The 25,701-nt window shown below is 60.3% G+C and carries 24 protein-coding genes; 17 read left to right on the top strand and 7 right to left on the bottom strand.

The annotated features are described in order from the left end of the window. Genes BJY26_RS06625 through BJY26_RS06640 form a run of 4 tightly spaced genes read left to right on the top strand, consistent with a single transcriptional unit; the run spans position 1 to position 5,251 of the window. Positions 1–1,080 (top strand): ABC transporter ATP-binding protein, encoded by a 1,080-nt coding sequence (locus BJY26_RS06625; RefSeq protein ID WP_179426744.1) that lies wholly within the window; start codon positions 1–3, stop codon positions 1,078–1,080. A 45-nt stretch (positions 1,081–1,125) separates the two neighbouring features. Beyond that, on the top strand, positions 1,126–2,316 hold the full coding sequence (locus BJY26_RS06630; protein WP_179426746.1) for a M24 family metallopeptidase: 1,191 nt from the start codon (positions 1,126–1,128) through the stop codon (positions 2,314–2,316). 27 nt (positions 2,317–2,343) lie between these two features. Beyond that, a complete protein-coding gene (locus BJY26_RS06635; RefSeq protein ID WP_179426748.1) occupies positions 2,344–3,861 on the top strand; it encodes a S10 family peptidase in 1,518 nt (505 codons plus the stop codon). 31 nt (positions 3,862–3,892) lie between these two features. Continuing rightward, positions 3,893–5,251, top strand: coding sequence for an amidohydrolase family protein (locus BJY26_RS06640; RefSeq protein ID WP_179426750.1), 1,359 nt, complete (start codon positions 3,893–3,895; stop codon positions 5,249–5,251). 62 nt (positions 5,252–5,313) lie between these two features. Here BJY26_RS06640 and BJY26_RS06645 read toward each other — a convergent pair whose 3' ends face one another. Next, positions 5,314–5,793, bottom strand: a complete 480-nt coding sequence (locus BJY26_RS06645) for a MarR family winged helix-turn-helix transcriptional regulator (protein WP_179426752.1) — start codon at positions 5,791–5,793, stop codon at positions 5,314–5,316. A 35-nt stretch (positions 5,794–5,828) separates the two neighbouring features. Here BJY26_RS06645 and BJY26_RS06650 point away from each other — a divergent pair, with 35 nt between their 5' ends. Next, complete coding sequence (locus BJY26_RS06650; protein WP_179426754.1) at positions 5,829–6,458, top strand: hypothetical protein; 630 nt, start codon at positions 5,829–5,831, stop codon at positions 6,456–6,458. A 29-nt stretch (positions 6,459–6,487) separates the two neighbouring features. On the opposite strand, the gene BJY26_RS06655 is transcribed toward BJY26_RS06650, so the two are convergent. From BJY26_RS06655 to BJY26_RS06675, 5 genes are all read right to left on the bottom strand, one after another. Beyond that, positions 6,488–7,510 (bottom strand): ABC transporter substrate-binding protein, encoded by a 1,023-nt coding sequence (locus BJY26_RS06655; protein ID WP_218852299.1) that lies wholly within the window; start codon positions 7,508–7,510, stop codon positions 6,488–6,490. Then, a complete protein-coding gene (locus BJY26_RS06660; protein ID WP_179426756.1) occupies positions 7,507–8,373 on the bottom strand; it encodes an ABC transporter permease in 867 nt (288 codons plus the stop codon). The genes BJY26_RS06655 and BJY26_RS06660 overlap by 4 nt, the downstream gene beginning before the upstream one ends. Continuing rightward, entirely contained in the window at positions 8,370–9,086 is a 717-nt protein-coding gene (locus tag BJY26_RS06665; RefSeq protein WP_342354645.1) for an ABC transporter ATP-binding protein, read from the bottom strand. The genes BJY26_RS06660 and BJY26_RS06665 overlap by 4 nt, the downstream gene beginning before the upstream one ends. Before the next feature lie 292 nt (positions 9,087–9,378). Then, complete coding sequence (locus BJY26_RS06670; RefSeq protein ID WP_218852300.1) at positions 9,379–10,431, bottom strand: serine hydrolase domain-containing protein; 1,053 nt, start codon at positions 10,429–10,431, stop codon at positions 9,379–9,381. A gap of 7 nt (positions 10,432–10,438) precedes the next feature. Beyond that, positions 10,439–11,230, bottom strand: a complete 792-nt coding sequence (locus BJY26_RS06675; RefSeq protein ID WP_179426760.1) for an IclR family transcriptional regulator — start codon at positions 11,228–11,230, stop codon at positions 10,439–10,441. 95 nt (positions 11,231–11,325) lie between these two features. Here BJY26_RS06675 and BJY26_RS06680 point away from each other — a divergent pair, with 95 nt between their 5' ends. From BJY26_RS06680 to BJY26_RS06700, 5 genes are read left to right on the top strand one after another with little or no spacing between them, the layout of a single operon-like run. Beyond that, positions 11,326–12,882, top strand: coding sequence for an ABC transporter substrate-binding protein (locus BJY26_RS06680; RefSeq protein ID WP_218852301.1), 1,557 nt, complete (start codon positions 11,326–11,328; stop codon positions 12,880–12,882). Next, positions 12,875–13,846: an ABC transporter permease gene (locus tag BJY26_RS06685; RefSeq protein ID WP_179426762.1), complete on the top strand. Its 972-nt coding sequence runs from the start codon at positions 12,875–12,877 to the stop codon at positions 13,844–13,846. The genes BJY26_RS06680 and BJY26_RS06685 overlap by 8 nt, the downstream gene beginning before the upstream one ends. Next, on the top strand, positions 13,846–14,757 hold the full coding sequence (locus BJY26_RS06690; protein ID WP_179426764.1) for an ABC transporter permease: 912 nt from the start codon (positions 13,846–13,848) through the stop codon (positions 14,755–14,757). The genes BJY26_RS06685 and BJY26_RS06690 overlap by 1 nt, the downstream gene beginning before the upstream one ends. After that, a complete protein-coding gene (locus tag BJY26_RS06695; protein WP_179426766.1) occupies positions 14,754–15,599 on the top strand; it encodes an ATP-binding cassette domain-containing protein in 846 nt (281 codons plus the stop codon). Before BJY26_RS06690 ends, BJY26_RS06695 begins: the two co-directional genes overlap by 4 nt. Continuing rightward, on the top strand, positions 15,596–16,438 hold the full coding sequence (locus BJY26_RS06700; protein WP_179426768.1) for an ATP-binding cassette domain-containing protein: 843 nt from the start codon (positions 15,596–15,598) through the stop codon (positions 16,436–16,438). The genes BJY26_RS06695 and BJY26_RS06700 overlap by 4 nt, the downstream gene beginning before the upstream one ends. 5 nt (positions 16,439–16,443) lie before the next feature. On the opposite strand, the gene BJY26_RS06705 is transcribed toward BJY26_RS06700, so the two are convergent. After that, on the bottom strand, positions 16,444–17,421 hold the full coding sequence (locus BJY26_RS06705) for an ROK family protein (protein WP_179426770.1): 978 nt from the start codon (positions 17,419–17,421) through the stop codon (positions 16,444–16,446). 41 nt (positions 17,422–17,462) lie between these two features. On the opposite strand from BJY26_RS06705, the gene BJY26_RS06710 reads away from it, so the two are divergent. The 7 genes from BJY26_RS06710 (at position 17,463) to BJY26_RS06740 (ending at position 25,688) form a co-directional block, all read left to right on the top strand. Then, a complete protein-coding gene (locus tag BJY26_RS06710; protein ID WP_179426772.1) occupies positions 17,463–18,275 on the top strand; it encodes a creatininase family protein in 813 nt (270 codons plus the stop codon). Further along, positions 18,272–19,399, top strand: a complete 1,128-nt coding sequence (locus BJY26_RS06715) for a mandelate racemase/muconate lactonizing enzyme family protein (protein ID WP_179426774.1) — start codon at positions 18,272–18,274, stop codon at positions 19,397–19,399. The genes BJY26_RS06710 and BJY26_RS06715 overlap by 4 nt, the downstream gene beginning before the upstream one ends. 210 nt (positions 19,400–19,609) lie before the next feature. Then, on the top strand, positions 19,610–20,851 hold the full coding sequence (locus tag BJY26_RS06720) for a PucR family transcriptional regulator (RefSeq protein WP_179426776.1): 1,242 nt from the start codon (positions 19,610–19,612) through the stop codon (positions 20,849–20,851). A gap of 91 nt (positions 20,852–20,942) precedes the next feature. Further along, positions 20,943–22,130: a four-carbon acid sugar kinase family protein gene (locus tag BJY26_RS19530; protein ID WP_179426778.1), complete on the top strand. Its 1,188-nt coding sequence runs from the start codon at positions 20,943–20,945 to the stop codon at positions 22,128–22,130. A 106-nt stretch (positions 22,131–22,236) separates the two neighbouring features. Further along, complete coding sequence (locus tag BJY26_RS06730) at positions 22,237–22,779, top strand: isochorismatase family protein (protein WP_179426780.1); 543 nt, start codon at positions 22,237–22,239, stop codon at positions 22,777–22,779. Between the two features lie 44 nt (positions 22,780–22,823). After that, positions 22,824–23,936 (top strand): alpha-hydroxy acid oxidase, encoded by a 1,113-nt coding sequence (locus BJY26_RS06735; RefSeq protein ID WP_179426782.1) that lies wholly within the window; start codon positions 22,824–22,826, stop codon positions 23,934–23,936. Positions 23,937–23,966: 30 nt separating this feature from the next. Then, the gene (locus tag BJY26_RS06740; RefSeq protein ID WP_179426784.1) at positions 23,967–25,688 is read left to right on the top strand and encodes an ABC transporter family substrate-binding protein; all 1,722 of its coding nucleotides are present in this window, start codon (positions 23,967–23,969) and stop codon (positions 25,686–25,688) included. The last annotated feature ends 13 nt before the right edge of the window (positions 25,689–25,701 follow it).

Raw genomic sequence — 25,701 nt, forward strand, 5'->3', positions numbered from 1 at the left:
ATGACCAATCTGCTCATCGATCACGTCGCGAAGACGTACGGCGACAAGGCCGTCCTGCACGACATCCACATCGAGGTTCCCGAGGGGCAGTTCGTGAGCCTGCTCGGTCCGAGCGGTTGCGGCAAGACGACGACGCTGAACATCGTGGCCGGGTTCGTCGCCGCGGACAAGGGCAAGGTCCTCCTCGGCGGCACCGACATCACGTCGGCGGCGCCCTACTCGCGCGATACGGCGATCGTGTTCCAGAACTACGCGCTCTTCCCCCATATGAAGGTCGAAGACAACGTTGCGTACGGCCTGCGTGCGCGCAAGGTCGCGAAATCCGAGATTGCCGAACGGGTCCGGGAGATCCTCCGCGTGATGGGCATCAGCGAGCTCGCCGGACGCTATCCCGGCCAACTCTCCGGAGGACAACAGCAGCGGGTCGCGGTCGCCCGCGCCGTCGTCGTCCGGCCCGGCGCTCTGCTGATGGACGAACCGTTGTCGAACCTCGACGCCAAGCTGCGGGCGGAGATCCGCATCGAATTGCGCGCGCTGCAAAAGAACCTGAATCAGACGGTCCTGTTCGTCACCCACGACCAGGAAGAAGCGCTTTCGATGTCCGACCGGATTGTCGTGATGAACGGCGGGCGCGTCGAACAAATGGGCGCTCCGGACGACGTGTTCAAGCGTCCCGAGACAGTGTTCGTCGCCGACTTCATGGGCGTGGAGAACATCTTCAAGGGATCGTCCGGCGAGCGCGCCTGGACGTCCGACAGCGGACTCGCGTTGCCGCTGGCCGACGCGCGCGACGTCGCATACGTCGGCGTGCGACCATCCGAGATCGACGTCATCGAGCCGGAATCCGCGCATACCGGGGACGAAAGCGCGTCGTTCCCCGCATCGATCACCGAGCGAACCTATCTCGGTAACTCGGTCCGCTACCAGATGCAGTCGGGCAGCCAGCGGATCGTTGCGCTCGTGCCCCAGACGCGTGCCCGCTTCGATGTCGGCGCGGAGGTCAGCGCGCGGATAGCAGCGGCGAGCGTCCTGCCGCTTGCCGCATCGAAAGGCGGCGCCGTCGAACTCGTACCCGCGTGAGGAACGGACACAACCAGGACAACGCAATGAAATAGGAGAAGCGAGATGGCATTCTTGACAGCGGACGTCGCACAGCGGCGATATGAGGGACTTCGGACGGTTCTGCGAGAGAACAGCCTGGACGCGGTCGTCATCTCGGGCCCGGAATTCTTTTTCTTCTTCACGAACTACGTGCTCGACGTCAGGACGTGGGAGCGGCCGATCGCGTTGGTGATCCCCGCCGACGGACGGCCGTTCGCACTCATGCACGAGCTGTCGACCCACGGCGTTGGAATGGCGATCGACTCCGGCCGGATCTGGATCGACGATGTACGGTTCTACGCCGAGCATCCCCGTCTCACCGCGCGCGTGCCGCAGCGTCCGCAATTCGCGCACGCGCTTCGAGACATGCTGGCCGAACACGGCCTGAGCAGGGCGACGCTCGGCTTCGACACTCCGCCGGCCGACCTGGCGGTCCTGCAACATATCGCGCCGTCGCTCGAGCTTCGCAGCGCCGCCGACCAGCTGATCCCGCTGCGGTGGGTCAAGAGCGACGAGGAACTCACGCTTGTGCGCCGCGCCGCGGAGATCGCCGACTTCGGCCAGGAATGCTACCGGCGCAATCTCGCCGCGGGCCGATTCATCCAAGAACTCGATGACCACGTCGTCGCCGAGATCAGCGCGGAGGCGTGCCTGCGCATACCGGGCGAAGACCTGTTCGTGCGCATCCACTCGGAGCGCGGACCGGAATCGGCTGCCCCGCACGGCGGACCGCGCACGGGCAACCGGATCCAGCCGGGGGACGGCATCGTCAACATCCTCGTCGCGCAGCTCAACGGCGTCACCGTCGAGAACGAACGCACATGGTTCGTCGGCACGCCCACGCAGCAGCAAGAGCACTGTTATCAGACGATCCTCGAAGCGCAAGAGGCCGCGATCGAGCAGATGGTGGCGGGCACCCCGATGTGCGACGTGGACGCGGCAGCCGCGGCCGTCGCCACGCGCGAAGGACTCGGCGAGCACTATCTCCACCGCGCCGGGCACGGCATGGGGATCGCCGGACACGAATGGCCGGAGGACATCGCGTTCTCGACCCGTGCGCTGCTCGCGGGCGAGGTGTACTCGGCCGAACCCGGACTCTACGTCCGCGGGGTCGGCGGATTCCGGCACGACGACACGGTCATCGTCGGCGATACGGCGCCCGAGGTCGTGACGCATTCGTCGAAGGACATTGGCGAACAGACGGTCACGGCCTGAACGACGGACTACAAGGAGGATCAATCGATGAGCGACGCGGCGGAGCAGGCCGGAATCGACACGAGCCGGAACGACAAGAACGGGAACGACGAGCCTGCGCCGGAGGCGACAAGCCCGACTGATGACGTGGTGACCACCCGACACGTCCTGACTGTCGACGGCGAAGAGCTCGCGTACACGGCGACGGCCGGCAGAATCGTGATCCGCGAAGAAGAGGTCGCCGATGGCGTTTTCCGCGGGGTGAAACCGAAAGCCGAGCTCTTCGTCGTTTCGTACGTCGCCGACGACACCGACACCGCTACCCGCCCGGTCACGTTCATCTTCAACGGCGGGCCGGGCTCGCCGTCGCTGTGGTTGCATCTCGGATTGTTCGGGCCGCGCCGAATCGTGGCCGGCGACGTCGACGACCGCGTCGGCGCACCGTTCGAACTCGCCGACAACCCCGAGTCGCTCCTGGCGCAGTCGGACCTGGTTTTCATCGATCCGCTGACCACCGGTTACAGCCGCGCGGCCGACGGCGTCGACCAGTCGCGGTATCACGGGTACTCCAGCGACCGGGACCTCGTCGGCGAGGTGATCCGGCTGTGGACGTCGCGCAATGACCGCTGGCTCTCGCCGAAATTCCTCGCCGGCGAGTCATACGGAACGTTGCGCGCCGCAGCGCTCGCCGGCCACCTGACCCGTCGGCACGGTATGACGTTCAACGGGGTCGTGCTCTTGTCCTCGATCCTGAACATGGGGACCGCGCATTTCACGGCGGGCAACGACGCCCCGTACGTCTTCTACCTTCCGACGTACGCCGCGATGGCGCACTACCACGGCAAACACCCCGGCAGGAGCCTCGCCGACGTCGTCGCCGAGGCCCGGGAATTCGCCGAGCACGAGTACGCGTACGCGCTGCTGGCCGGCAATCGGCTGGATGATCAGTCGATGCACACCGTCGCCGGGCGGCTCGCGGCGTTGATCGGCGTCGACGTCGACTATGTCATTCGCGCCCGGCTGCGCGTCGAGCACACGCACTTCTTCGCCGAACTGTTGCGCGCCGAGCACAAGACGATCGGCCGGCTGGACGGACGATTCGTCGGCGACCCGGAGGACCTCAACGCAGCCCGGAGCACCGTCGACCCGTCGTACACGGCGATCCAGTATCCGTACACGGCAGCGGCCAACCACTATTACGCCGCCGAACTCGGGTACCGCAGCGACCTGCCGTACGAAATCCTCACCGATCGCGTGCACCCGTGGTCGTACTCCGAGTTCGAGAACGCGTCCGCGACGGCGGCCGACGACCTCGCGTACGCCATGCGCACCAACCCGGATCTGCAGGTCTACGTCGCCTACGGCTACTACGACGGCGCGACTCCGTTCGCCGCCGCCGAGCACGTCTTCGCCAACCTCGCGATCCCGGCGCGCCTGCAGGCGAACATCACCGGCCACTACTTCGAGTCGGGGCACATGATGTACATCCACGATCCGGCCCGCCGCGCGCAATCCAGGCAAATTGCGGATTTCGTGCGCGGTGCCGGACAGAAACGTGTTGTCTGAAATCGTTCATCCTTTTGAAAGGTCGAGATTCATGTCGGAAGTTGTTGCATTAACGCACGCCACTCTCATCGACGGCACCGGCGAGCCGCCGGTGGCCGATGCGACGGTCGTCATGGCCGACGGCGTCATCAGCGCGACCGGGAGCGCTGATCGGGTGGCCATTCCGGCGGGCGCCGACGTTGTCGATTGCTCCGGGGCGTTCGTGATTCCCGGTTTGATGGACGCGAACATCCACCTTGTCTCGTCGCGTACGCCCGACACCCTGCTGGACTTCGAAGGCCGATACGAGGAACTCGCCTTTGAAGCAGCCGAGATGGCGCTCAAGTACGGTTTGACGACCGTTTTCGACACGTGGGGCCCGGCCGCTCCGCTCGTGAAAGCCCGGGACGCGATCAACGCGGGCGAGCGCACCGGGGCTCGCTTCTTCTGTGCCGGGAACATCTTCGGCCTGAACGGGCCGATGTCGGAAGATTTCTTCAAGACCGGCGACACGTTCGAGCCCGAGACGAAAAAGCGCATCAACGACGTGTGGGAAATCGGCTGTGGAACAAACCTGATCTCGCTGTCCGCCGACGACATCGCCGGGGCCCTGGACAAGTACATCGACGCGACAGGTGTCGATTTCATCAAATACGCCGCATCAGACCATCGCACCGAAGGGTTTCTGCTCTTTTCCGAGACCGCGCAACGGAAGATCGTCGACGTCTGCCACGCCAGAGGTCTGCTGGTTCAAGCGCACACGACGACCGTCGAGTCGCTGCGAATGGAAATCGAGGCCGGAAACGATCTGCTGCAACATCCCGACATCACGGCGACGACTCCGATACCCGGCGAGCTGATGGACCAAATCGTCGAACGGCAATTGCCGTGCATGGCGTTGTTCGTGACGGAACGCTATTTGGAGTGGTTGTCCACGGCGAAGCCGGAGGCAGCTGCCGCACGGCTGGTGAGCGACCAGAACAACCGCGCATTCATCGCCAACGGCGCACGCGTGCTGTTGACGACGGACGCGTTCGCCTATGGCCAGCGCGTGAAGAATCACCGCGGCTTCCGGCCGGGCCTCCTCGAGGACTCCGTGCCCGATATGCCCACACAGATCGGGCGCGGGCATTTTCTGTGGATCCAGGCGGCGTGGGAGCGCGGCATGGAGCCGATGGAGGTCCTGCGGTCGGCCAGTTCCTACATCGCCGAGGCCTACGGCAAGGACGACGTGCTCGGCACCGTGACTCCGGGCAAGGCGGCGGACATGGTCATCTTGAACGCCGACCCGCTCGCGGCGCCCGAGAACTACGGCAATATCCGCGACGTCGTCAAAGGAGGCGTCGTCGTCGACCGAACGAAGCTTGGTGCTACGACGTTGCTGGCCGACGACCCCGGCGAATATCGGTAACGCATAGCGCCGGCCGGTTAGCCGGGATGCGGCGCCTGGCATGGTCTCGGGCGGATGACTCCTTATCCGCGATATCCCGGGTGGACGTCGGCGTCGAGGCCCTGCAGGTGGCTCATGGTCGCAAGGAGGTCGTGGAGCTGCGTCCGCTGCTCATCGGTGAGGCCGTTGGTGACCTCACGCTCCTGGGCCATCGCCGCTTTACGCAACTCGGCGAGTAGCTTCCGGCCGTCGTCGGTAAGGTTCAATTCCTGCGCGCGCCGGTCGGTCGTGCTCCGCGTGCGTTCGGCGAGGCCGGCCCGTTCGAGCTTGTCGATGAGCGCGACAACTCGGCTCGGTAGCGCGCCGAGTTTATCGGCCAGCTGACGCTGCGCGATGCCGGGCGAGCGGCCGATAATACGCAGGACACCGGCGTCGGACGGCGTGATTCCGAGCGGTTGGATCTGCTCGGCAAAGACGTCGGCTGCGTGCGTTCCGAGCTGAGCGAGCAAAAACCCAATGCGGGCTGGGCGCGTCGAATCGTTCACCTCATCAGAATACAGCATTGACAGAATGATTCATTAGATGAATCATGTTGTTCATGACTAATATTGCTTCGGGTGCTCGGACGCGCCACCGACCGGACGGGCCGCCCGCGGGTGTGCTCGCCACGGTTGTGCTCGCCCTGACGGTCGCCTCGGCCATCGCGTACATTCTTGACTCCGCGTTCTGGAACGGCGTCTTCGTCTTTGCGTCGGCGACGCCGCTGGGGATCTACGCCGCCACCGTCTATGCGCGACTGCTCCGGCTCGGTATCCGCGTGCCCGGACCGGGCATCAGCTTTTTCGGCGGCATCTCGGCGTCGGTACTGCTCGCGCTCACGGGACTTCTCGGATTCGCCGTTACTCGGGTGACCGGCATGCCGGAACCGTTGACGGATTTCGTGACCGAACTCGACTTCTTGCTTGGCGGTGTCGGCTTCGCCACCGCGGTGGGACTACTCATCGCCGGCATCGCCGTGCCATCCGTTATTCTGCGTCTCGTGCCGCGAGGGCTCGGCTGGACCGGCCTCGTCCTCGGCGCACTCGGCGAGATCTCAATCCTCGCCATGCTCTGGAGCGGCTTCGAGGTACTGTTGCCGATCGTCCGATTCCTCGGGCTGGCGTGGCTCGCCGTCGTCGGATTCCTACTACCGCACAACCGTCACGAGCTGGGCACGCGTCGCGGGTAGAAAACGCATTGCTGTCGCCGGCGAGCCGGCTACTTGGCCGTTTTCGCCTTCTTTGCGAAGTCGGTGTCAACGTATTTGCTCTGCGGAATCGGGTCCGAGTATTTGATCGCGCCGACGTCCATCCAAGCCTTTTCCATCTCCGACAACTGCTTGGGCAGCGGGTGCAGGTCGGGCAGCCACGTGTAGAGCGGTACCGATTTGACCTGCTTCGGCGTCTGATCGGTCGCGTCGGCAATGATCTTCACGTTCTCTTTGGAATAACGCTTCTTGCCCTGCAGGTCCTTTGCCCCGCGGGCGAGTGCATTGAAGAAGTGCTGCGCGGTATCCGTCGAAGCGAATTTGCCGCCGTAGATCACGCCGGTTCCGGAGGTGCCCTTTGGCGTCGTCCACACCTTTTTCGCGGCCTTGTCGTTCACAACCTGCTCATAGAACGGCGACGAGGCGAAAGCAGCGTCCACGCTGCCGTTCTTGACGGCGGTGGGGATGTCCGGGTTACCCAAGTTGACCAGTTTCACGTCGTTCAGCGAAAGACCGGCCTTCTTCAGCGCCATGCTGATGTAATACGCGCCGGTGCCGCCGATGCCGCCGGCAGCAGCAATCTTTTTGCCCTTCAAGTCTTTCAGGCTCTTGTAATCGCCGCTCTTGACCAGCTTGTTCGACACTACGAGCGCGGACGGCGACGGCTCGTCGTGCGCAGGTTGGACACCCATCGACCCGACGACCTTGACGTCAAGCCCCGAATCGATGGCGCTGAACATTCCGGCAGAGAACCCGGCCACGAGCGCGTCGAGCTTTCCGCTGGAAGCCAGCGGGACGCCGTCCTGCCCCGACTTGATGTTCTTCAAGCTCAACTTGATGCCTTCGTCCTTGAAATACCCCTTCTTTTGGGCAACATACATGGGAGCGAAGATGGAGAGCTGGACCTGACCGACGCTCACTGTCGTGAGCCCGCCACCGCTATCGTCATCGCCGGAGGATGCCTGCCCGCCGCAGCCTGTCAGCGCGAGGGCGAATACCGACAGGGCCGCGATGTATCGGAACTTCTTTCTCATTTCCCATCCTTCTTTTTTGCTTTTCCGGCGTATTGTCCGCGTAGTAGGAGCCGCTCCAAGCCGATTACGAGACCGGTGATCAGGGCGCCGATGACTGAAACGACTATCAGGCCGACGTACATGGTTTCCGGCTGGAAGAGCTGCCATGAATTCCAGATCAGATACCCGAGACCATTATTCGAGGCGACAAACTCGACGGCGGTCACGACAATGACGGACATCCCAGCGGACACGCGCAGGCCCGTCATGATGGTCGGCGTGGCGGCCGGCAGCAGGACATAGCGGAAGAGCTTCCAGCCGGTAGCCCGGTAGGCGTGTGCGGCTTCGAGAATGCGTTTGTCGATTTGCACGATCCCGGCAACGGTATTGATCTGCATGACGAAGAAGACCGAAATGGCTACCGAAAGGACCTTGGGCGTTTCTCCCAAGCCAAAAATGAGCAGAAGCAACGGCAAAATCGCGATTTTCGGCAGGGCGTAGAGGGCCGTGAACGTTGGCCCGAATGCTGCGCGAAGCGGCCGCCAGACTCCCATGAGCAGGCCGGCGAGTATGCCGACGATCGACCCCAAGATGAACCCGGCCAGCAGCCGAGCGACAGTGCTTCCGAGGTGCGGCCATAGCGTCCCGTCGACAATCATTTCCCAGCCATGGGCCAAAATCTGCGTCGGCGGCGTGAAGAGCCGCGGATCGAGAACACCGATGGAAGCAGCAAGCTCCCACAGCGCTAGCAGAATCAGCGGCGTCAGGATGGAAAGCAGGACGTCGCGCGTTCGCAATCGCTGCTCGCGCTTGTAGTCGCGACTAATTGCCGCGTGCAACTCGGCGACCGCCGGCTTATTGGAGTTCGTTGTGCTGTCGATCATGCGAACCCCAAGGAAGTTTGCACTTCGTCGCGCAAGGACTCCCAGATGCTCTGTTTCATCTGCGCGAACTCGGGGGACGCCTCGATCTCGATCTTGCGCGGCCGTGCGAATGGAACGGGCAGGATTTCCTTGACGCGTCCCGGCCGGGCCGACATGATGACGATTTGATCGCCAAGCAGCATGGCCTCCTCGATGGCGTGGGTGACAAGAATGACGGTTTTCCGCTCGGCTTCCCACAACTGCACGAGTTGTTCCTGCATGAGCGTGCGCGTTTGTGCATCGAGCGCGCCAAGCGGTTCATCCATGAGAAGTGATGGCGAGCCGGTTGCGAAGGCGCGGGCAATCGAAATGCGTTGGCGCATGCCGCCGGAGAGTTGATGCGGATAAGCATTCTCGAAGCCGGAAAGGCCAACCTCATTGATCCAACGCTGTGCATGCTCGTGGCGTTGCTTGCGGGGCACGTCGGCCATCTGCTCACCGAACGCGACGTTGTCCAACACGTTGAACCACGGAAAGACACCATGCTCCTGGAAGACGAATGCGGAGCGGGGGATCTTCTTGGCGGCCAGGTTGATCTCTACTTCACCTGCGGTGGCTGTTTCGAGTTCCCCGATGATGCGCAGGAGGGTCGACTTGCCGCATCCCGACGGACCCAGGATGCATGTGAACGACCCTTCTTGGAAGTCGAGGTTCACGTCGTCAAGCGCATGCACTTGGGTCTTCCCGGTGAAGACCTTGGACAAATTGCGCACGACGAACGCATTCGGTGGTGAGTCGTGCGCCGACGTGGTCAAACGCGCATTTGTCGATTCGGACATGACGGTTCTCTTTTTAGGTCGTTTCCGGAACGCTGTTGAGTTTTGTCGAGATTCAAAAAGACAATCTCGATAACCCATTGCAGACGCTAGCAGGAAAACGATATTCCACGCGCCATGCTCTTGAACTATGAGACCTGTCGGGGGCCCTCGAACTCTACCGAGAACGCGGTACCGGCCTGCCGGAAAGCTAGGCGAACTCCGAGACAGCCAAGTTGTGAAAACGCCGGCGGAGCGGTGCGATGCTGGGGCCGTTCCGCGACGGATGAACTCGGTTCGTCAGCAAGACGAAGTACATGCCCGCCGTCGGGTCAATCCACAGACTCGTACCCGTGAATCCCGTGTGTCCGAAGGCGCGGATGCTCAACAAGTCTCCGGACGTTGAACCGGAGGGCTCACGCGGCCAAAAGCCGAGCGGCCTACTTTCCGGCACTGCCTCGCCATTCGCGAGCGCGGCCATCGCAGGCGGCGAAAGCAACTTACCGCCAGCCGGTGCCGCCAAAAGCGCCTTCCCAAGACGGCTTAAATCGCCCGCAGTGCTGAACAGTCCTGCGTGTCCAGCGACTCCGCCCAGGACGACGGCATTCTCATCATGCACTTCGCCTCGTACGATGCGCCCACGCCATGGGCAGTCTTCAGTGGCGACCGTGCGCGACGTCTCGGCAGCTGGCGGATTGAACATCGTCGACGTCATGCCGGCCGGCTCGCACACGAGTTCGTCGATGAGGCGGGGGAGGCGCCGTCCGCTCGCCGCTTCGAGGATCAATCCGAGGAGCATGAACCCTTGTGACGAATACTCGATTGCCGGTTTCGGGCGGACCGGCAGAGCACGCAGCGCGGCCAGCATGTCATCCCTGCTCCGGCAATACCGAAACATTTGCACTTGCCCCGGCAATCCCGAAGTATGCGTCAGCAATTGGCGAACCGTGATATCCGCTTTGTCGGAGCCTACATAGTCGTCCAGAAAGTCCCCGACCGAGTCGTCGAGAGCCACATAACCGCGTTCCACCAGCGCCATCGTCGCGATGGCGGCAATCGGCTTCGTCAACGAGGCAAGATCGAATAGCGCATTGGCATCGATTGGCGCAGCGTCCCAGGCATAGGAACCGAGATAGCCGGAATCACGTACGGCGTCCCTTGTGCCGACGGTCCACGCCGCGGCCGAATATGCCTTCCGACGCAAGCCTTCGCCCAGAAATGCGCGCAGCGACAATTCGGACTCACCCATGTCGGACTCAGTCATGTCGGACTCACCCATGCGCGGCTGCCGACCCGCTGCCGAGCATGGCCTCCGATACACGAGCCGCGGCATTGATCGTCAGCGGGCCGAAGACGTCCAGCGTCTCCTCGCTCAAGGTAAACGTCAGACCGGCGAGTCCGATCGCGCCAATGATGTCACCCGAATAGCCGTACACCGGAGCGGCAACTGCCCGAATGTTTGTCTCGTAGTCTTCGTCTTCGATGGCAAAACCGCGCACCCGACTCCGTCTGAGTTCCTCTTCCGCGTCGTCGAGGTCGTCGTAGTAGTCCTTCAGCATGCTTGCGGCTTCCTGATGTGGAACGCCGATGAGCATTGCACGACCAATCGCCGTCAGCGCAAGCGGCACCTCGTGGCCGACCTCGATCGCAATCCGGTACGCCTGAGCCGCTTCGACCTTGTCGATATAGACAGCCTGCTTGGCATGCCGCACCGCGAAGAACGCGGCGTGCCCGGTTTCTCGCTGCAATTCGAGAAGACTCTCGTGCACGAAAGTTCGTTCCGGCCGACGCGACAACGCCGACGCGGCAATGCCAAGCAACTTCGGCCCGGCGTAATATCGGCCGCCCGGCGATGACGCCGCGAAGCCCGATCGGCACAGTGTCGCAAGCATCCGATAGGCCGTCGGCTTCGGCAGCGACGTTTGCTGGGCCAAATCGGCAAGGCGCAGAGGCTCGTCGGCGCGCGCGAGCTCGGTCAAGAGGTCGAGCGCCTTCTGTGCTACCCCTCTGCCTTCGTGACCGGATTCGCCCAGGGGCTGCAAACCGTTGACAACATGGCTCATGTCACATACTTTAGCTCACATGCGTTTCAGTCAATGAAACGGTATCTGACAATAATGAAATTATCTCACTTCACAGTCGAAGCAGAGGCGGTTACGTGCCAAGCGAAAAAGTTCGCCCGACCCGACGGGCCGTGTTGCAGACTGCCGGTCTCTCCATCGCAGCCCTCTCCGCCGCCGGACTACTCAACGGATGCGGTCAGGCCGACTCAACTGAATCGAAGGCACGCAAGCTACGCGTCGCCCAATCGGCCGACCCGTTGACCTTGGATCCGCAACTGCAAGGCGATCTGGTCTCCATGAACGTGTTGATCAATATCTTCGACACGTTGACGACCCGCGACGTGCACGGCAAGCTTCGTCCGCGGCTGGCACTCGAGTGGGGAGCCCCGGATCGGCTCACCTGGAGATTCAAACTTCGCAAGGGAGTGAAGTTTCATAACGGCGAAAAGCTTGACGCACACGCCGTGAAATTCAGTATCGAGCGGCTCCTCGACCCGAAGACCAAATCGCCGATCGTCGAACTGATCTATGTCAAAGGCGTCACCGTTGTCGACGACTACACGGTCGATTTCAACATGTCGAGACCCGACCCGATCATCCCTGAAAAGGTTTCGCTGTTCGGGGGAGTCATCGTTCCGCCACAGTACATTTCGCGCGTCGGCTCCAAACAATTCGCCACCCATCCGGTTGGAAGTGGACCGTATAAATTCGTGAGCTGGAAACGAGACGACCATCTCAAGCTGGTCGCCGCCGACGACCATTGGGATGGTACGCCGGCATTCAAAAGGCTCGAGTTTTTGCCGATGCCAAACCCGGCCTCGGAACTAGCCGCCTTGCAAAGCGACGGTGTCGATCTCGTTTCCGGACTGACTCCGGAAGCCGCTCTCCAGCTCAAGGGGTACAAGGGCGTCAAACTTCAAACGTTCCCCGGAATCCGCACGTCGTTCATTTCGCTCGACACCGAAGACAAGATCCTGAAAGACCCAGCAGTGCGGCGTGCGTTGAACCACGCCGTCAACGTGCCAATGCTCATTCGCGAAGTACTCGACGGCAAAGCCAGGGTGGCTCCGACAATGATCCCGCGAGAGTCATTTGGCTTCGACCCACGCGTCAAACCATTTGCCCGCAGCGTGAGCAAAGCGAAACGGATGCTAGCCGAAGCGGGCTATCCCAACGGATTCACCACGACCTTCACCGCGTCGAACGCCGACACCCTTGTCGCGCAGGCGATCAAGGGGCTACTCGCGAAAGCAGGGGTGCACGTTGAATTGAAGCTTCTCGACCCGGGAACTTTCTCCGAACGCTTGACGTCGACCAACTCGCGCGCTCTCGGACCGATGTATTTAACAGCAAGCACGGGATGGACGCTCGATGGGGAGGCCACCATGCAGTCGTATGTCCGCAGTGATCGACGCCAAAGTCGGCTGAAGTCGAAAAAGGCCGACAGCCTCATCGACAGGATCGAAAACCAAATCGACCCCGACAAGCGGTTAACCGCGTTCAAGGAAATCCAGCGATTCCTCCATGACGAGGCGCCGTTCATCTACCTCTACCAAATTGATCTGCTCTACGCGACGGACGAAGTCGCCACGTGGACCCCAAACGTCATCGGAACGCTCTCCATGGATTCCGCGGAGGTGAATCATGGCTGACACTCTCGTGCGGACCGGAACGACCAAACGGCAGATGCCCGCGTGGCTCAGAATAGTGATCAGTAAAGTGGTCTCGGCAGTCATCGTGCTGTGGGCCGTGGCAACTGTCGTATTCTTTCTCGCTCGACTATCCGGCGATCCCGTCTCCCTGCTGTTGCCGCCCAATGCGACAGCGGATCAAGCCGCTGCGCTCAAGGAGACACTCGGGCTCAATCAGCCGCTAGTCGTCCAGTACTTCGACTATCTTGGCGGCTTGATCCATCTCGACCTGGGCGACTCGTTGTTCTTTCACGAACCGGTGGCCCAGCTGATAGGCGCGCGGCTACCGGCCACGCTGCTTCTGGCCGCGGCAGCCCTCGTGATCTCTCTCGTCATCGCAATACCCGCCGGCTGTATCGCCGCGGTCCGGAGGGGAAAGTCGACAGACACGTCGATCATGTCCGCCATCCTCGTCGGCCAGTCGACTCCTGCCTTCTGGGTGGGCATCATCCTCATCTTGGTTTTTGCCGTCCGACTGAAGGCGCTGCCGGCGTCCGGATATGGATCGTTCAGCCATTTGATCCTTCCGGCTGTCACGCTGGCGATATATTCGGTCGCGGTCATCGCCAGGCTTCTACGTTCGTCACTCATCGACGTGCTGAGCGTCGATTATATCCGCACCGCACGTGCTAAAGGTCTCGGCGAAGGGGCGGTCGTCCTTTCACACGGACTGCGCAATGCGTCGCTGCCGATCGTCACGGTGATCGGACTCGAGATCGGCTCGCTGCTGGGTGGTGCGATCCTGACCGAACAGATTTTCGCCTGGCCCGGCATTGGCAGGCTCACGGTCGAGGCGATCTCCAACAGAGACTTCCCACTCGTCCAAGGCACCGTCCTCTTCTTCGCTGCCACTTTCGTCATCGTCAACCTCATCGTCGACCTGTCCTACACATTGCTCGACCCGAGAGTGAGGATCGAAGCCTGATGACAAACACGCTGCAGACCGACACGCCGCGGCAACAGCAAGCGGCGCCGAAGAAGCGTGGACACAGCGCTCTACGGAATTGGGTGCGTAACCGACTGGCGATCCCTGCCTTCGGAATACTGGCGGTGATCGTCATCGTCGCAATCTTCGCCCCGGTGATCGCCCCACACGATCCAAATGCTCAGGATCTCCTCCAACGGCTCAAACCTCCGGCATGGCTGGCAACCGGATCGTCGTCACACATCCTTGGAACCGACGAACTCGGCCGCGACCTCTTCAGCCGATTGATCTATGGAAGCCGCGTCTCCCTGATCGTGGGGGCGCTCGCCGCCCTCATCTCCGGGGTGATCGGGGCGACCGTCGGAATCGTTTCCGGCTACCGTGGTGGGTGGCTCGATCGCATTCTCATGCGCATTGCCGATGTCCAGCTCGCGTTTCCGTCGATTTTGTTGGCCCTGGCCATCGTCGGGTTCCTCGGCTCAAGCCTTTGGAACGTCATCATCATTCTCGGAGTTACCGGTTGGGTGGCATATGCGCGCGTCTTGCGATCCGAAGTGCTCTCACTTCGCGAACGGGACTACGTCATCGAAGCGAAGGCGATAGGAGTGCCGGAAAGCACAATCATGCGCCGACACCTATTGCCGAACGTGATGGCGCCGATCGCCACGATCGGGACACTGCAGGTCGGCACGGCGATTCTGGCAGAAGCGGCTTTGAGCTTCCTCGGCCTCGGCGTGCCGCCGGAAACCGTGACATGGGGCGCGATGCTGAGCGAGGGACAGCTTTATTTGGGCACGTCGTGGTGGCTTGCCGTGTTCCCCGGAATCGCCCTCATGTTGACCGTCCTCGCTATCAATATCGCCGGCGACGTGCTGCGCGATGTTGCCGATCCGAAGGTTTATCGTCGATGAAGCAGATACTCCGCGTGGAAGATCTCCACATTGATTTCGAGCTCCCGGACGAGACGGTCCACGCAGTCCGCGGCATCGACTTCGCCATCAACGAAGGCGAAACTCTCGCTATCGTCGGCGAATCCGGCAGCGGCAAAAGCGCCACGGCTCTCGCCACCTTGCAGCTGAATCCGGCACCGCCCGTGACGTACCCGCGCGGTCGCATCTTATTGGACGGCCGCGACTTGCTGCGTCAAGATCGGCGCACTCTGCGTAAGATTCGCGGAAACGACATCGCCATGATCTTTCAAGACCCAATGGCGAGTTTGAATCCGCTTAAACGAGTGGGCACTCAAATTCTCGAGGTCTTACGTCTCCACCGATCCGAATCGCGCGGTTCGCACCGGAAGCTCATGTTGGCGGCGCTGGACGACGCCGGCATACCCGACGTCGAAAAACGTGCGAGGCAATTTCCGCATCAGCTGTCCGGCGGGCTGCGACAGCGCGTCATGATCGCGATGGCCATCGTCGCTCAACCGCGCATTCTGATCGCCGACGAGCCGACGACGGCGCTCGACGTGACGGTGCAGTCGCAAATACTCGACGTCCTCGTCTCGCTTCAGGCCGAATACGGCATGGCCATGATCTTGATCAGCCACGATCTTGGGGTAGTCGCTGAAACCGCAGACAACGTCGCCGTCATGAACAAGGGCGCGATAGTTGAACGCGGCAACGTCGTCGACGTCTTCGCGCGGCCGGATCAGCAATACACGCGCAACCTATTAGCCGCTACACCTCGGCTCGACACCTCCGCCACGCAGCGCGGAGGCCGCACCAACGTCACCGGACGGAGCGCTTCATGAACCCTGACTCAACGCTGACCCCGCCGTTACTGGAAGTCCGAGGGTTGCGTAAGGAATTTCCCGTCCGCGGCCGCGCACCATTCGTCGCGGTCAATGACTTGAGCTTCGACGTCCGGGCCGGGGAGACGCTGTCGATAGTCGGCGAGTCGGGGTCGGGCAAGACGACGCTGACCCGGTTGATCCTTCGCCTCATGGAGCCGACCGCCGGATCCGTCGCATTCGACGGCAACGTCCTCGGGGACTTGCCCGCCAATCAACTGCGAAAGATCCGGCGACAAATGCAAGTCGTGTTCCAAGACCCCTACTCGAGCATGAATCCACGTATGCGGGTGCACGACATCGTCGCCGAACCCCTTGTCACACACGAAGCATCGACCTACGGAACCAAATCGGCCGCTCGCGGTCGGGTCACCGAATTGCTCGAATCCGTCGGGTTGGACGCCGATGCCGCGCGTCGCTATCCGCATGAATTTTCCGGTGGACAACGTCAGCGAATCTCCATCGCTCGCGCAATTGCGCTGAAACCGCGGCTCGTCGTCCTGGACGAGCCGACAAGCGCCCTCGACGTGTCGGTGCAAGCTCAAGTGCTAAAGCTGCTGAGCGATCTTCAACACGAGCTCGGACTCACATATATATTCGTCTCGCACAATCTGGCCGTCGTCGGGCAAATTTCCGATCGCGTTGCCGTCATGCAGCACGGCACGATCGTCGAACTGGGGGAGGCCGCGCAAGTGCTCTATTCTCCCGCGGACTCGTACACGCGAACCTTGCTGGACGCCGTGCCGATTCCCGATCCTCGGTCGGCGCACCGACGCCGCGCCGTCGCCGGGGCAACCTGATGCCGCTATTGCTGAAGGCCCTCCGAGAGCACGAGCGCCGCTCCGCCGAGAAGCGCGACGTCGTCGTCCGCGATATGCGCGATCTGTACTCGGGGAGGCTGCGGGGAACTCGTCCACGAATCTACTGCGCGCAAACGATCCTCGATCGTAGTGCGGAAGACGCCCCCGCCGTCCTTGGCCTCGCCGTGCAAGATGAAAAGGCCCGGAGCGCACAACTGCTGGATATTCACCAAGCCAAGTGCCACGTTCTCGGCGTATTGCCGGATCAATCCGGCCGCGGCCGCGTCACTCGACTCGGCAGCGGACGCCACGTCGGCAAGGGTGACGCCGCGACCGAATCCGAATTCGGCGGCTCGTCGCCTGAACCACTGGGCGGTCGCAAGTGTCTTCCAGCAGCCGCGCTCGCCGCACGTGCACGTTTCGCCGTTGACCGCCACCGTCATGTGCGCGCCACTGCGCCCGCCGTTCGGGGCGAGCACGTTGCCTTGATACAAAATGCCGACGCCGAGTGTCTCCCCGGTAGAGACGGAAGCAAAACTCGATTCGCCGCGGCCCCACCCGAACCAACGGTCGCCCAACACTTGCAGCCGGGCTCGATGTTCAACGAACGTGTCGACCGCGAACTTCGACGAGAGGAATTCGGCGATGGGGAAACCGTGCAGGGCAGGCACGTCATTAATTTCCGAAATAATCCCGGCGTGAGCGTCGATCAGCCCACCTGCCGCAACGCCGATGCCTGTCGGCTTCGTCTGCCCGAAGCAGCGGGACGCCGCAGCGAAAATTGCCGCCGTCACGTCCGACAGTGCGGCGTCGGCCGGGTACGAGCCGGATTCGCGAGCAACCACGCGGCCGCTCGAATCGATCAGAGCAGCCTCGACGCTGCCCGGGAGTATTTCCACGGCACCGAGCAACGGATACCGCGCTCCGGGGCCTACTCCGGTCCGGCCGGGCTCCACCACCTTCAAATGCGTCGGTCTGGCCATGCACAAATCATGTCACGACTTACCACGGACGAAAGGCTGCGATGACGACACGCCAACTGACGGAAATGACCCGCGCCGAGGTGCGAGCGGCGGCACCGAGTGCGATTGCCGTGCTGCCGATCGGTTCACAAGAGCAGCACCGCGAGCACCTGCCCATGGGAACCGACACGTTCCTCGTCGAAGCCGTGCTTGCCGAGGCCACCGCGGGGCACTCGTCGAACCTCGTCCTGCTCCCGTCACTGCCGTACGGGTACAGCGATCACCATTTGTTTTCAGCCGCCGTGTCGCTCTCGCCGCGCACGCACTTGGCCGTGTTGTCTGACGTCCTGGCTTCGCTGTCAGAATCGGGGTTTCGCCGAATCATGGTCGTCAACGGTCATGGCGGCAATCAAGAAACCATGAGTCTGGCGATCAAGCACCATGCGTTGACACATAAAGACGTCACGATCGGCGCGTGTTCGTATTGGCTCGTCGCTCCCGATGACGCCGGAGACCCCGCGGCGAAGGTCGAAGAACCGAGCCTGACGCCGGGGCACGCCGGCTGGTTCGAGACCTCGCTCATGCTCGTCGCCAAGCCGGAGCTCGTACGCCGGAACCTTATGCACTATGAATCCGTCGAGCCTGCTCCGGTTTTCGATAAGCCGCTCTACCCGGGGCTGCAGACCGAAAGGAGCGGCGAATGGGGCCGCGTCGACGGCGGCACCGACACGGCCAAGTCGGCAACCGCTGAAGCCGGCCACGCATTGCTTGCGCGACGTGCTTGCGGTCTCGCGAACGCGATCAGCGCGTTTGACAAGGCGACGAGCTCCGGAAATTCCATTGCGTACGACGAAAAGGACGACACAACGGCATGAAAATCACAGCAGTCGACGTGTGGGTAGTTAACCTTCCCCTCACCAATCCGTTCACCAGTTCATTTGAAACCAAGACCGGCGAAACGCGCACCATCGTGCGAATCCGCACCGATGCAGGCGTCGAGGGGTGGGGAGAAACGATGTGGGGCCGGCCGGTTGCCGCCATCGTGCGCGAACTCGCAGACGGACTCATCGGCAGTAGCCCGTTTGATTTGTCCGCTTTTCACCAGCGCGTTCACATGACGCCGTTCTTTCACGGGTATCTCGGGTACGCAGCGATTGCCGCGATCGACGTCGCGTGCTGGGACACGATTGGCAAAGCCACAACCACGCCAGTGACCGATTTGCTTGGCGGACGAGTTCGGGACGAAGTGCCGATCACCGCGCTCATCACGCGCGCCGATGCCACATCGGCAACTGACAGCGACCGACCCGCGGCCCTGGCGGAATATGCAGCCGAGGTCGTCGACAAGGGCGGATTCCAAGCGGTCAAGTTAAAGGGAACAGCCGACACGTGGGGCGATGTCGCGATTTTGCAGGCCATCCGCTCACGCCTTCCGAACATCGACCTTCGCGTCGACCCCAATGCAGCGTGGACGGTGCCCGAATCCGTGCGAGCCGGCATCGTGCTCGAAGAACTAAACCTGGAATATCTGGAAGATCCATGCATCGGTATCGACGGGATGAGGCAGGTTCATGAAAAGGTGCGAATTCCGCTCTGCACCAACATGTGTGTCGTCCGGTTCGAGGAATTTGCTCCGGCCGTACGGCTCGGCGCCGTCGACATCATCCACGGGGACGTTTATAAGTGGGGAGGCGTTTCGGCGACCAAGGCGCTCGCAGCGCATTGCGATACGTTCGGGCTCGGGATGAACCTGCACAGTGGAGGCGAACTTGGAATCGCCACCGCCGCTCATCTCGCCGTTGTTGCCAGCACCCCCATCCTCGACCGCGCAATCGACAGCATGTATTACCTGCACGACGGCGATATAGTCGACCCGCTCACGCTGACGGACGGCAAGCTTCAAGTGCCCGACGGTCCCGGCCTGGGAGTCACGATAGACGAAGACAAGTTGGCATACTACGCACACTTGAACGACGAGCAAGGCGACCTGACGAAATAGGCATCGAAAAATTTCGATTGCCCTCCTGCGGAAAACGCACCGTCGGCGGAGACTTCATAGCGTGCTGTGCGTCGGAGCTAGTCTTCCTCGACCAAATCGGCAAAAATAGGATAGAGGTGAACAACGTACGATCTATTCGGCACGCCGCCGTGTTCCTTTCCGGGCACGCAATCATTCAATTGGCTTTTGGCCGCGATCAGCGTTTTTGTAATGGAAAATCCGTCCGTCGACAATGTCAGCGACATGCACGAGCTCGTGGAAACCTTGAGCCGTACACTCGAGGTTCCCGTCGAGTTGACGACTCAGTCGTTGCTCGGACTTGCTCGTAGCGCATACTTTGACACGAGCTTCGATGACCCCGACTCGGCGATCATGAATCCACAACGTCGAGTGGGCGCTACAAGTGAAAATCCGGCGTCGTTGGAACCGATTCGTATTCCTCAGGTCAAAGAAATTGGGTTACCGACAGCATGGGTCGTACCTCTGGTCGCTTACGACGACTCGATCAGATACTTGTGGTTGCTAGACGTCAATGAACGGCTGAAGCAAGGCGACATCGATTACGCCAAGACCGTTGGAACCGCAATCGTACGGACCTTAGGGGCGGTCCCCGACGCGAATGAAACTTTTCTATTGGGGCAATCCGACAACTTCCCGATGCTGGTCACGGGATCAATGCAAAATAGACAGAACCTACTTGAGGAGCTTGTTGCCGATCAGAGCTTACGCCACGATGACGCCTTTTTTGCGCTCGCCGTCGCAGTTCACGGCGAGGACAACCGGGCGAGCCCTCAACAGCGTGACTGGGAATTGAATGCCTTAATACGACGAGTTCGGGATCAATACCCGGCTGAGCGGACCATCGTCGGTAAATCCGAAGGAAGCTATGTCATTCTTCACGCGCCCTTTGCGAATGAAGACAAGACAGCGCGCGCCGAAGAGCTTTCCGTCGTCCTTCGAGACGGCTTGTACAGAGCCTTTGAATCCTCGGGAACTGTGAGATGGATCGTCGGAGTGAGCGGAACCATCTGCTCTTTCAGGTCAGCCGGTGACGCTATCCGCCAGGCTCTGGGCGCCACGCACATCGGTAGCAGACTTGGCTGGGCATCCCGCACCGTCTACTGGGATCGTCTCGGGCACTTCCGCACGTTATCGGCGCTCCCGGAGAACGTACTTGAGTCCGATCTTGTATCGGAACCATTGCGGCGGTTTCTCACCGACGACGTCCATCGTGAACTTGTCGATACATTGACTAGCTTTCTGGACAACAACGGTAGCGTCAAGGCAGTCGCGGCTGAACTGTACCTCCACCGTGCCAGCGTCTATCACCGCGTCCGTCGAATCGAGCAGTTGTTGCACGTCGACCTCGCCAATGGCACAGATCGTCTCGAACTTCACCTCTCGGTGATGGCCTGGCGACTGCTTCAAAGCGCCAACGAAGGATCCGGCTAGATTCGACACTTGTCGAATGCATTTCGTGAACGCGCCCAATAGCGTCAAAGCAACAACGTGAGCAAACTGACAAAATTGGGGACGTTTCGTGGTGAGCGACATCGGCGAGCACGAGCTCAGCCCGCCTCAGATCGGTATTCTTACCGAGGATATGTACGGCGCGCTCGCGGTCGCGGGACGGCTGCAGCAGCGCGGGCTGACGGTGCAAATTGCCCGCACCGACAACTCGCCGGCCGCCCGCGCTCAAGCAGTGGTGGTCGACGCTGATCTGCGATCGCACGCCGAAGACCCCGTCGGGCACAGTTCTCGATGGGCTCAGTGGCTTCGAGAACAAGGCTGCCGCCGGATAGAGCAACGTATTGAGCCGACGTTGCGTGGAAATCCTTCCGCCCTTCTTCACGGAATGGTTGCGGGAAGCGGAATGAAACGACCGATCACAATAGCGTCCACTGCGTACCCTTCCGCGGGAAATGTATGTATCGACGGACGGCAGCGCTCGCCGGTGGCAGCCAACCAGCGCGGAAGCTTGGTAAGCCAAGCACTCTTCAACAACTCCGAGAGCCACGTTGTTGATCTCGACACCATTAATCAGGGCGCAGAATACGTTCGGTCAGTTATCGACGAACGAATAAGCTCCGGGATCAGAAACTTTGTGCTGGACGCCGCAAACGAAGCGCAGGTGCGAACGGGAGCCGTCGTCGCAGAGCACTTGCTCGCCGATGGGTACGAGATGCTAACTACCACGAGCGGCTCGTGGCTCAGATACTACCCAGACGTTGGAGCGGACGGGTTTGTAATCGTCGCAGTGTCGAGCCGCAATGATTTTGGTGACCGCCAGCTGAAGCAGGTCTCTGCGAGTTTTGGTGATGAAGGCGTTGTGCTGTCCTCCGACGAAATTATCGACAGTACCGACGAGCACCTAATAAATCTCTTGTCCAAATTCCGCGTGATAGCGCTCGAATCGGCGTGGAAAGTCACTGAGGAACTAAGCACGACGTCGGCCACGACTGGCCGAGCGGTTCGAGCTCTGCTTGACGCATCTCTTCACGCCCGCAATCCATGCCTCGGGGTCGTCGTCAGTGGCGGCTACACCGCTGCGGAAGTCATTGATCGGCTAAGCGTAGAAACTCTTCGGCCGGGAAATGAGTTGGAGCCTCTTTGTCCGGTCGTACGAATTAGCGGCGGACCGTTCGACGGGATGGCAGTTATTTCAAAAGGTAGCTTCGTGGGTTCGGACAATACGCTCGTCAGACTTGTTCGGCGGCTAATTGGGAGTTAATTAAGGTATCAAATGCTGTGATCAAGAAAAATTGAATACGATATTCCAAAAATCAAGGAGTAGAAAAATTAACACGGTTAAAATAGTGCCAGGTAAAACTGCTCTCGTGCTTATCGATATGCAAAATGCTGTTAATAGACACGCGGCCGAGCCACATTCAGCCGTCGACGTAATAGCGCGAGTCGGCACATTGGTTGATCAAGCACGGATCGTTGGTATTCTGCCCATATTCGTCCGTACAAGTTTCCTAAATGACGAATCGGATGCGCTCCGGCAAACCATCGATCAGGAACGTCCCAGGAAGCCGGAGCGCCCTGCGGGATGGGACCAGATTGTCGACGAACTCCGTCCTAAACCGACCGAGCCCGTCGTGATCAAGCGTAGCTGGAACGCGTTTTTCGGCTCCGATCTCGACCTTCAACTACGGCGGCACGGTGTAACGACGATCATATTCGCGGGGATTTCCACTAACTTCGGAGTTGAGGGAACTGCGCGATCTGCGTACGACCGAGGCTTTGAGATTGTTTTTGTTGAAGATGCGATGGCGTCCAATACCAAGGAAAACCACGAATTCGCTGTTAGGAAGATATTTCCAATGCTGGGCCGGGTGCGTTCACTCGAAACCGTACTCGCGTCGATTCGCAACTAATTTTACAATAACGACAAATCTCTAATCGCTGATGAGGATAAGGTATGAATACTGTTGATGAACACGCTGCATCATCGTCGATAGCCGACGATAGGTATCGGACATCCGAGAAATACACGACCCTGGTCGGTGTTACTAACGCAGCCGAAAAACAGCTTTCCCCCATGCTGTGGAATTACCTATGGTGCGGGACGGGTGACGAAAACACTCGAGTCCGCAACACCGCCATGTTTGATGAGTATCAATATGAAGCTCCGTTGTTCGCCGGAATCACCAATCCGCGAACCAATACGAAGTTTCTGGACATCGAACTGAGCTTTCCGCTGTTCACGGCTCCTTTCGGCCAAGAAGCGGTCTTTCACCCGGAAGGGCACCGTGCAGTTGGGCGCGCCGCCGAGAAAGTCGGCGTCAGCCAGATGGTCCCGGTGGCTGCCTCTCACACATTGGAAGATGTCGCATCCAGCTCGTCGTGCGCAAGCATCTACCAGATGACCTTCGTCGGTGAAGAATCCGATGTGCTGGACATGATCGATCGTGCCAAAGCCGCCGGCTACAGGTATATCTGCGCCACTTACTCGCCCATTCGGCAGTGGCGCGAGCGGCTACGGGAAGATCGATTTGTTGCTCGCGGTGTTCCTGACCACGCCAATTTCGGGCCGGGGCTTTCCAACCCTGCGGCGATTAAAGAGTTGATCGACTTCACCGAGCCGCGGTGGACGTGGGAACAGGCCGCGAACGTCATCAAGAAGTCGAGCCTGCCGGTCATCGTCAAGGGCGTACACAGCGTCAAGGACGCCAAGAGATCGCTGGACGCGGGTGCGGCCGGCCTCTACGTCTCAAACTACGGTGGCCGCACTTTGGACCGGACGGCGTCAACGATCGAGGTTCTTCCAGAAATTCGGAAGGCGGTCGGCCCCGACATTCCGATTGTCCTTGACTCGGGTGTTCGTCGAGGCAGCGACATTGCCACGGCTGTAGCGCTTGGGGCCAATGCGGTCGCCATCGGCCGGTTGACGGCCCTCGGACTCGCTGCAGACGGCGAATACGGGGTTCAAAGGGTACTCGAAATTCTCAAAGAGGAGTTCTGGACGACACTCGGCCACCTTGGGTGCTCGACAGTCGATGAACTCTCATCGGACATTTTTCGACAGCAGTGATCATCTCAACGTAGAGAAGGCAGGCAAACCGTGAACCACCAAAAAACAGGGCGAGCAGTGGCCGTTGTAGCGGCACTAGGGCTGATGTTGAGCGGGTGTCAGGGCGGAACGAACAAAGCAGCGGAGTCCGACGGCAACCGCGTCACCGGCAAGAATCTCAATACAATCAACTCGGCGGCCGTGAAGTCCGGTACGGGCGAAGTCACAATGGCGATCGGCAAAACGATCCCGAACTGGAACACTCTGACGATCGCGGGAGATGTCTCCGAGACGGTCTGGGTGACTTCCGCACTGTACCCATCGGTCTTCAACACTGAGCCGGACGCCAAAACGATCAAGTTGAACAAAGACCTGATCAAGAGTGCAAAGGTGATCAAGCAAGACCCGACCACCATTCGCTATCAGATCCAGAAGGACGCCGTGTGGTCCGACGGTGTGCCGATCAACGCCGATGACTTTATCTATCAATGGAAGGTGCTCAACAAGAAAGATTGTCCGAATTGTCAGATTCGCGATGCGGGCGGGTTCGACAAGGTGGCAAAAATTGAGTCCACCGACAACAAGAAGACCGTCACTGTCACCATGAAGGAAAACTATTCCGAATGGCAGCAGTTGTTTCAGCGACTGTTGCCAGCCCATATCGCCAAGAAGGCCGGAAGCTTGGCCCAGAGTTTCAATGAATATTTCGTGAAAAACACTCCCAAATTCTCGGGAGGTCCATTTATTATTTCGGACGCGGTGAAGAACCAGTCGGTAACTCTCACTCCGAACCCGAAATGGTACGGTAAGAAACCGAATCTAAAAAAGGTTACGTTTCGGATGATTACGGATGCTCAACAAGTTCCGACCGCATTGCGTAATGACGAAGTTCAAGTGATATATCCACAGCCCCAGGTCGACCTGCTTCAGTCGGTGAAGGAGATGCAAGGCCAGGGCATCAAATACCAAATGAACAAGTCCCTCGTATTCGAAACTTTCACGTTAAACCTTTCGAACTCACTTCTGAAAAATCGAGTAGTACGTCGAGCCTTGTACACTGCGCTCGACACGAAGCAGATGGTGGCTAAAACTGCCGGCCAGTTGGACCCTTCCCTCAAACCACTGCAGTCGTTGATGATCTTGGCAAATCAAGATGGCTACGAGCCGAAGGCCGGCAAGCTCGGATTCGGCGAAGGCGCGGTCAAGCGAGCCACGAGCATGCTGAAAGACGCGGGTTACAAGATCGTCGATGGGAAGCTCATGGAGCCCAATGGATCAAAGGCTCCGGCGCTACGGCTCGTCTACACGGCCGGTAACCCCACGAGGCAAGCCGAGTGCGAAATTTTGGCCGCTGTCGGCAAAAAGCTGGGCTTGAAATTGAATATCGAAACCACCGATTCTCTCGGTGACACCATTGCGGAAAACGGAAAGTATGGTTATGACATCGTCGTAGCGGGATATACGGGTGCACCGTTTTACGCTTCGAATGCGTCGAAACGCTGGACAACTGGAACTGGATATAACGAGCACTATTCCAATTCGAAAGTTGACAAACTGGTGAACCAGGCGCTCCAGGCAAAAAGCCGAGACGAAGCGATTAAGCTGATCAATGAAGCCGACCAGCAGGTCATGAGCGATGTGTACATGATCCCGCTCTATCAAATGCCCTCTCTAATCGCGTATGCGGGCAAATACGGAAACATCCGGGACAACCCGAGCATTACGGGACCGACGTACAACATCCAAGACTGGGGAATTCGGAAGGACCAGTAAACATCGAGCCCGG

The organism is Spelaeicoccus albus (assembly GCF_013409065.1).
In the GTDB taxonomy this organism is placed as follows: domain Bacteria; phylum Actinomycetota; class Actinomycetes; order Actinomycetales; family Brevibacteriaceae; genus Spelaeicoccus; species Spelaeicoccus albus.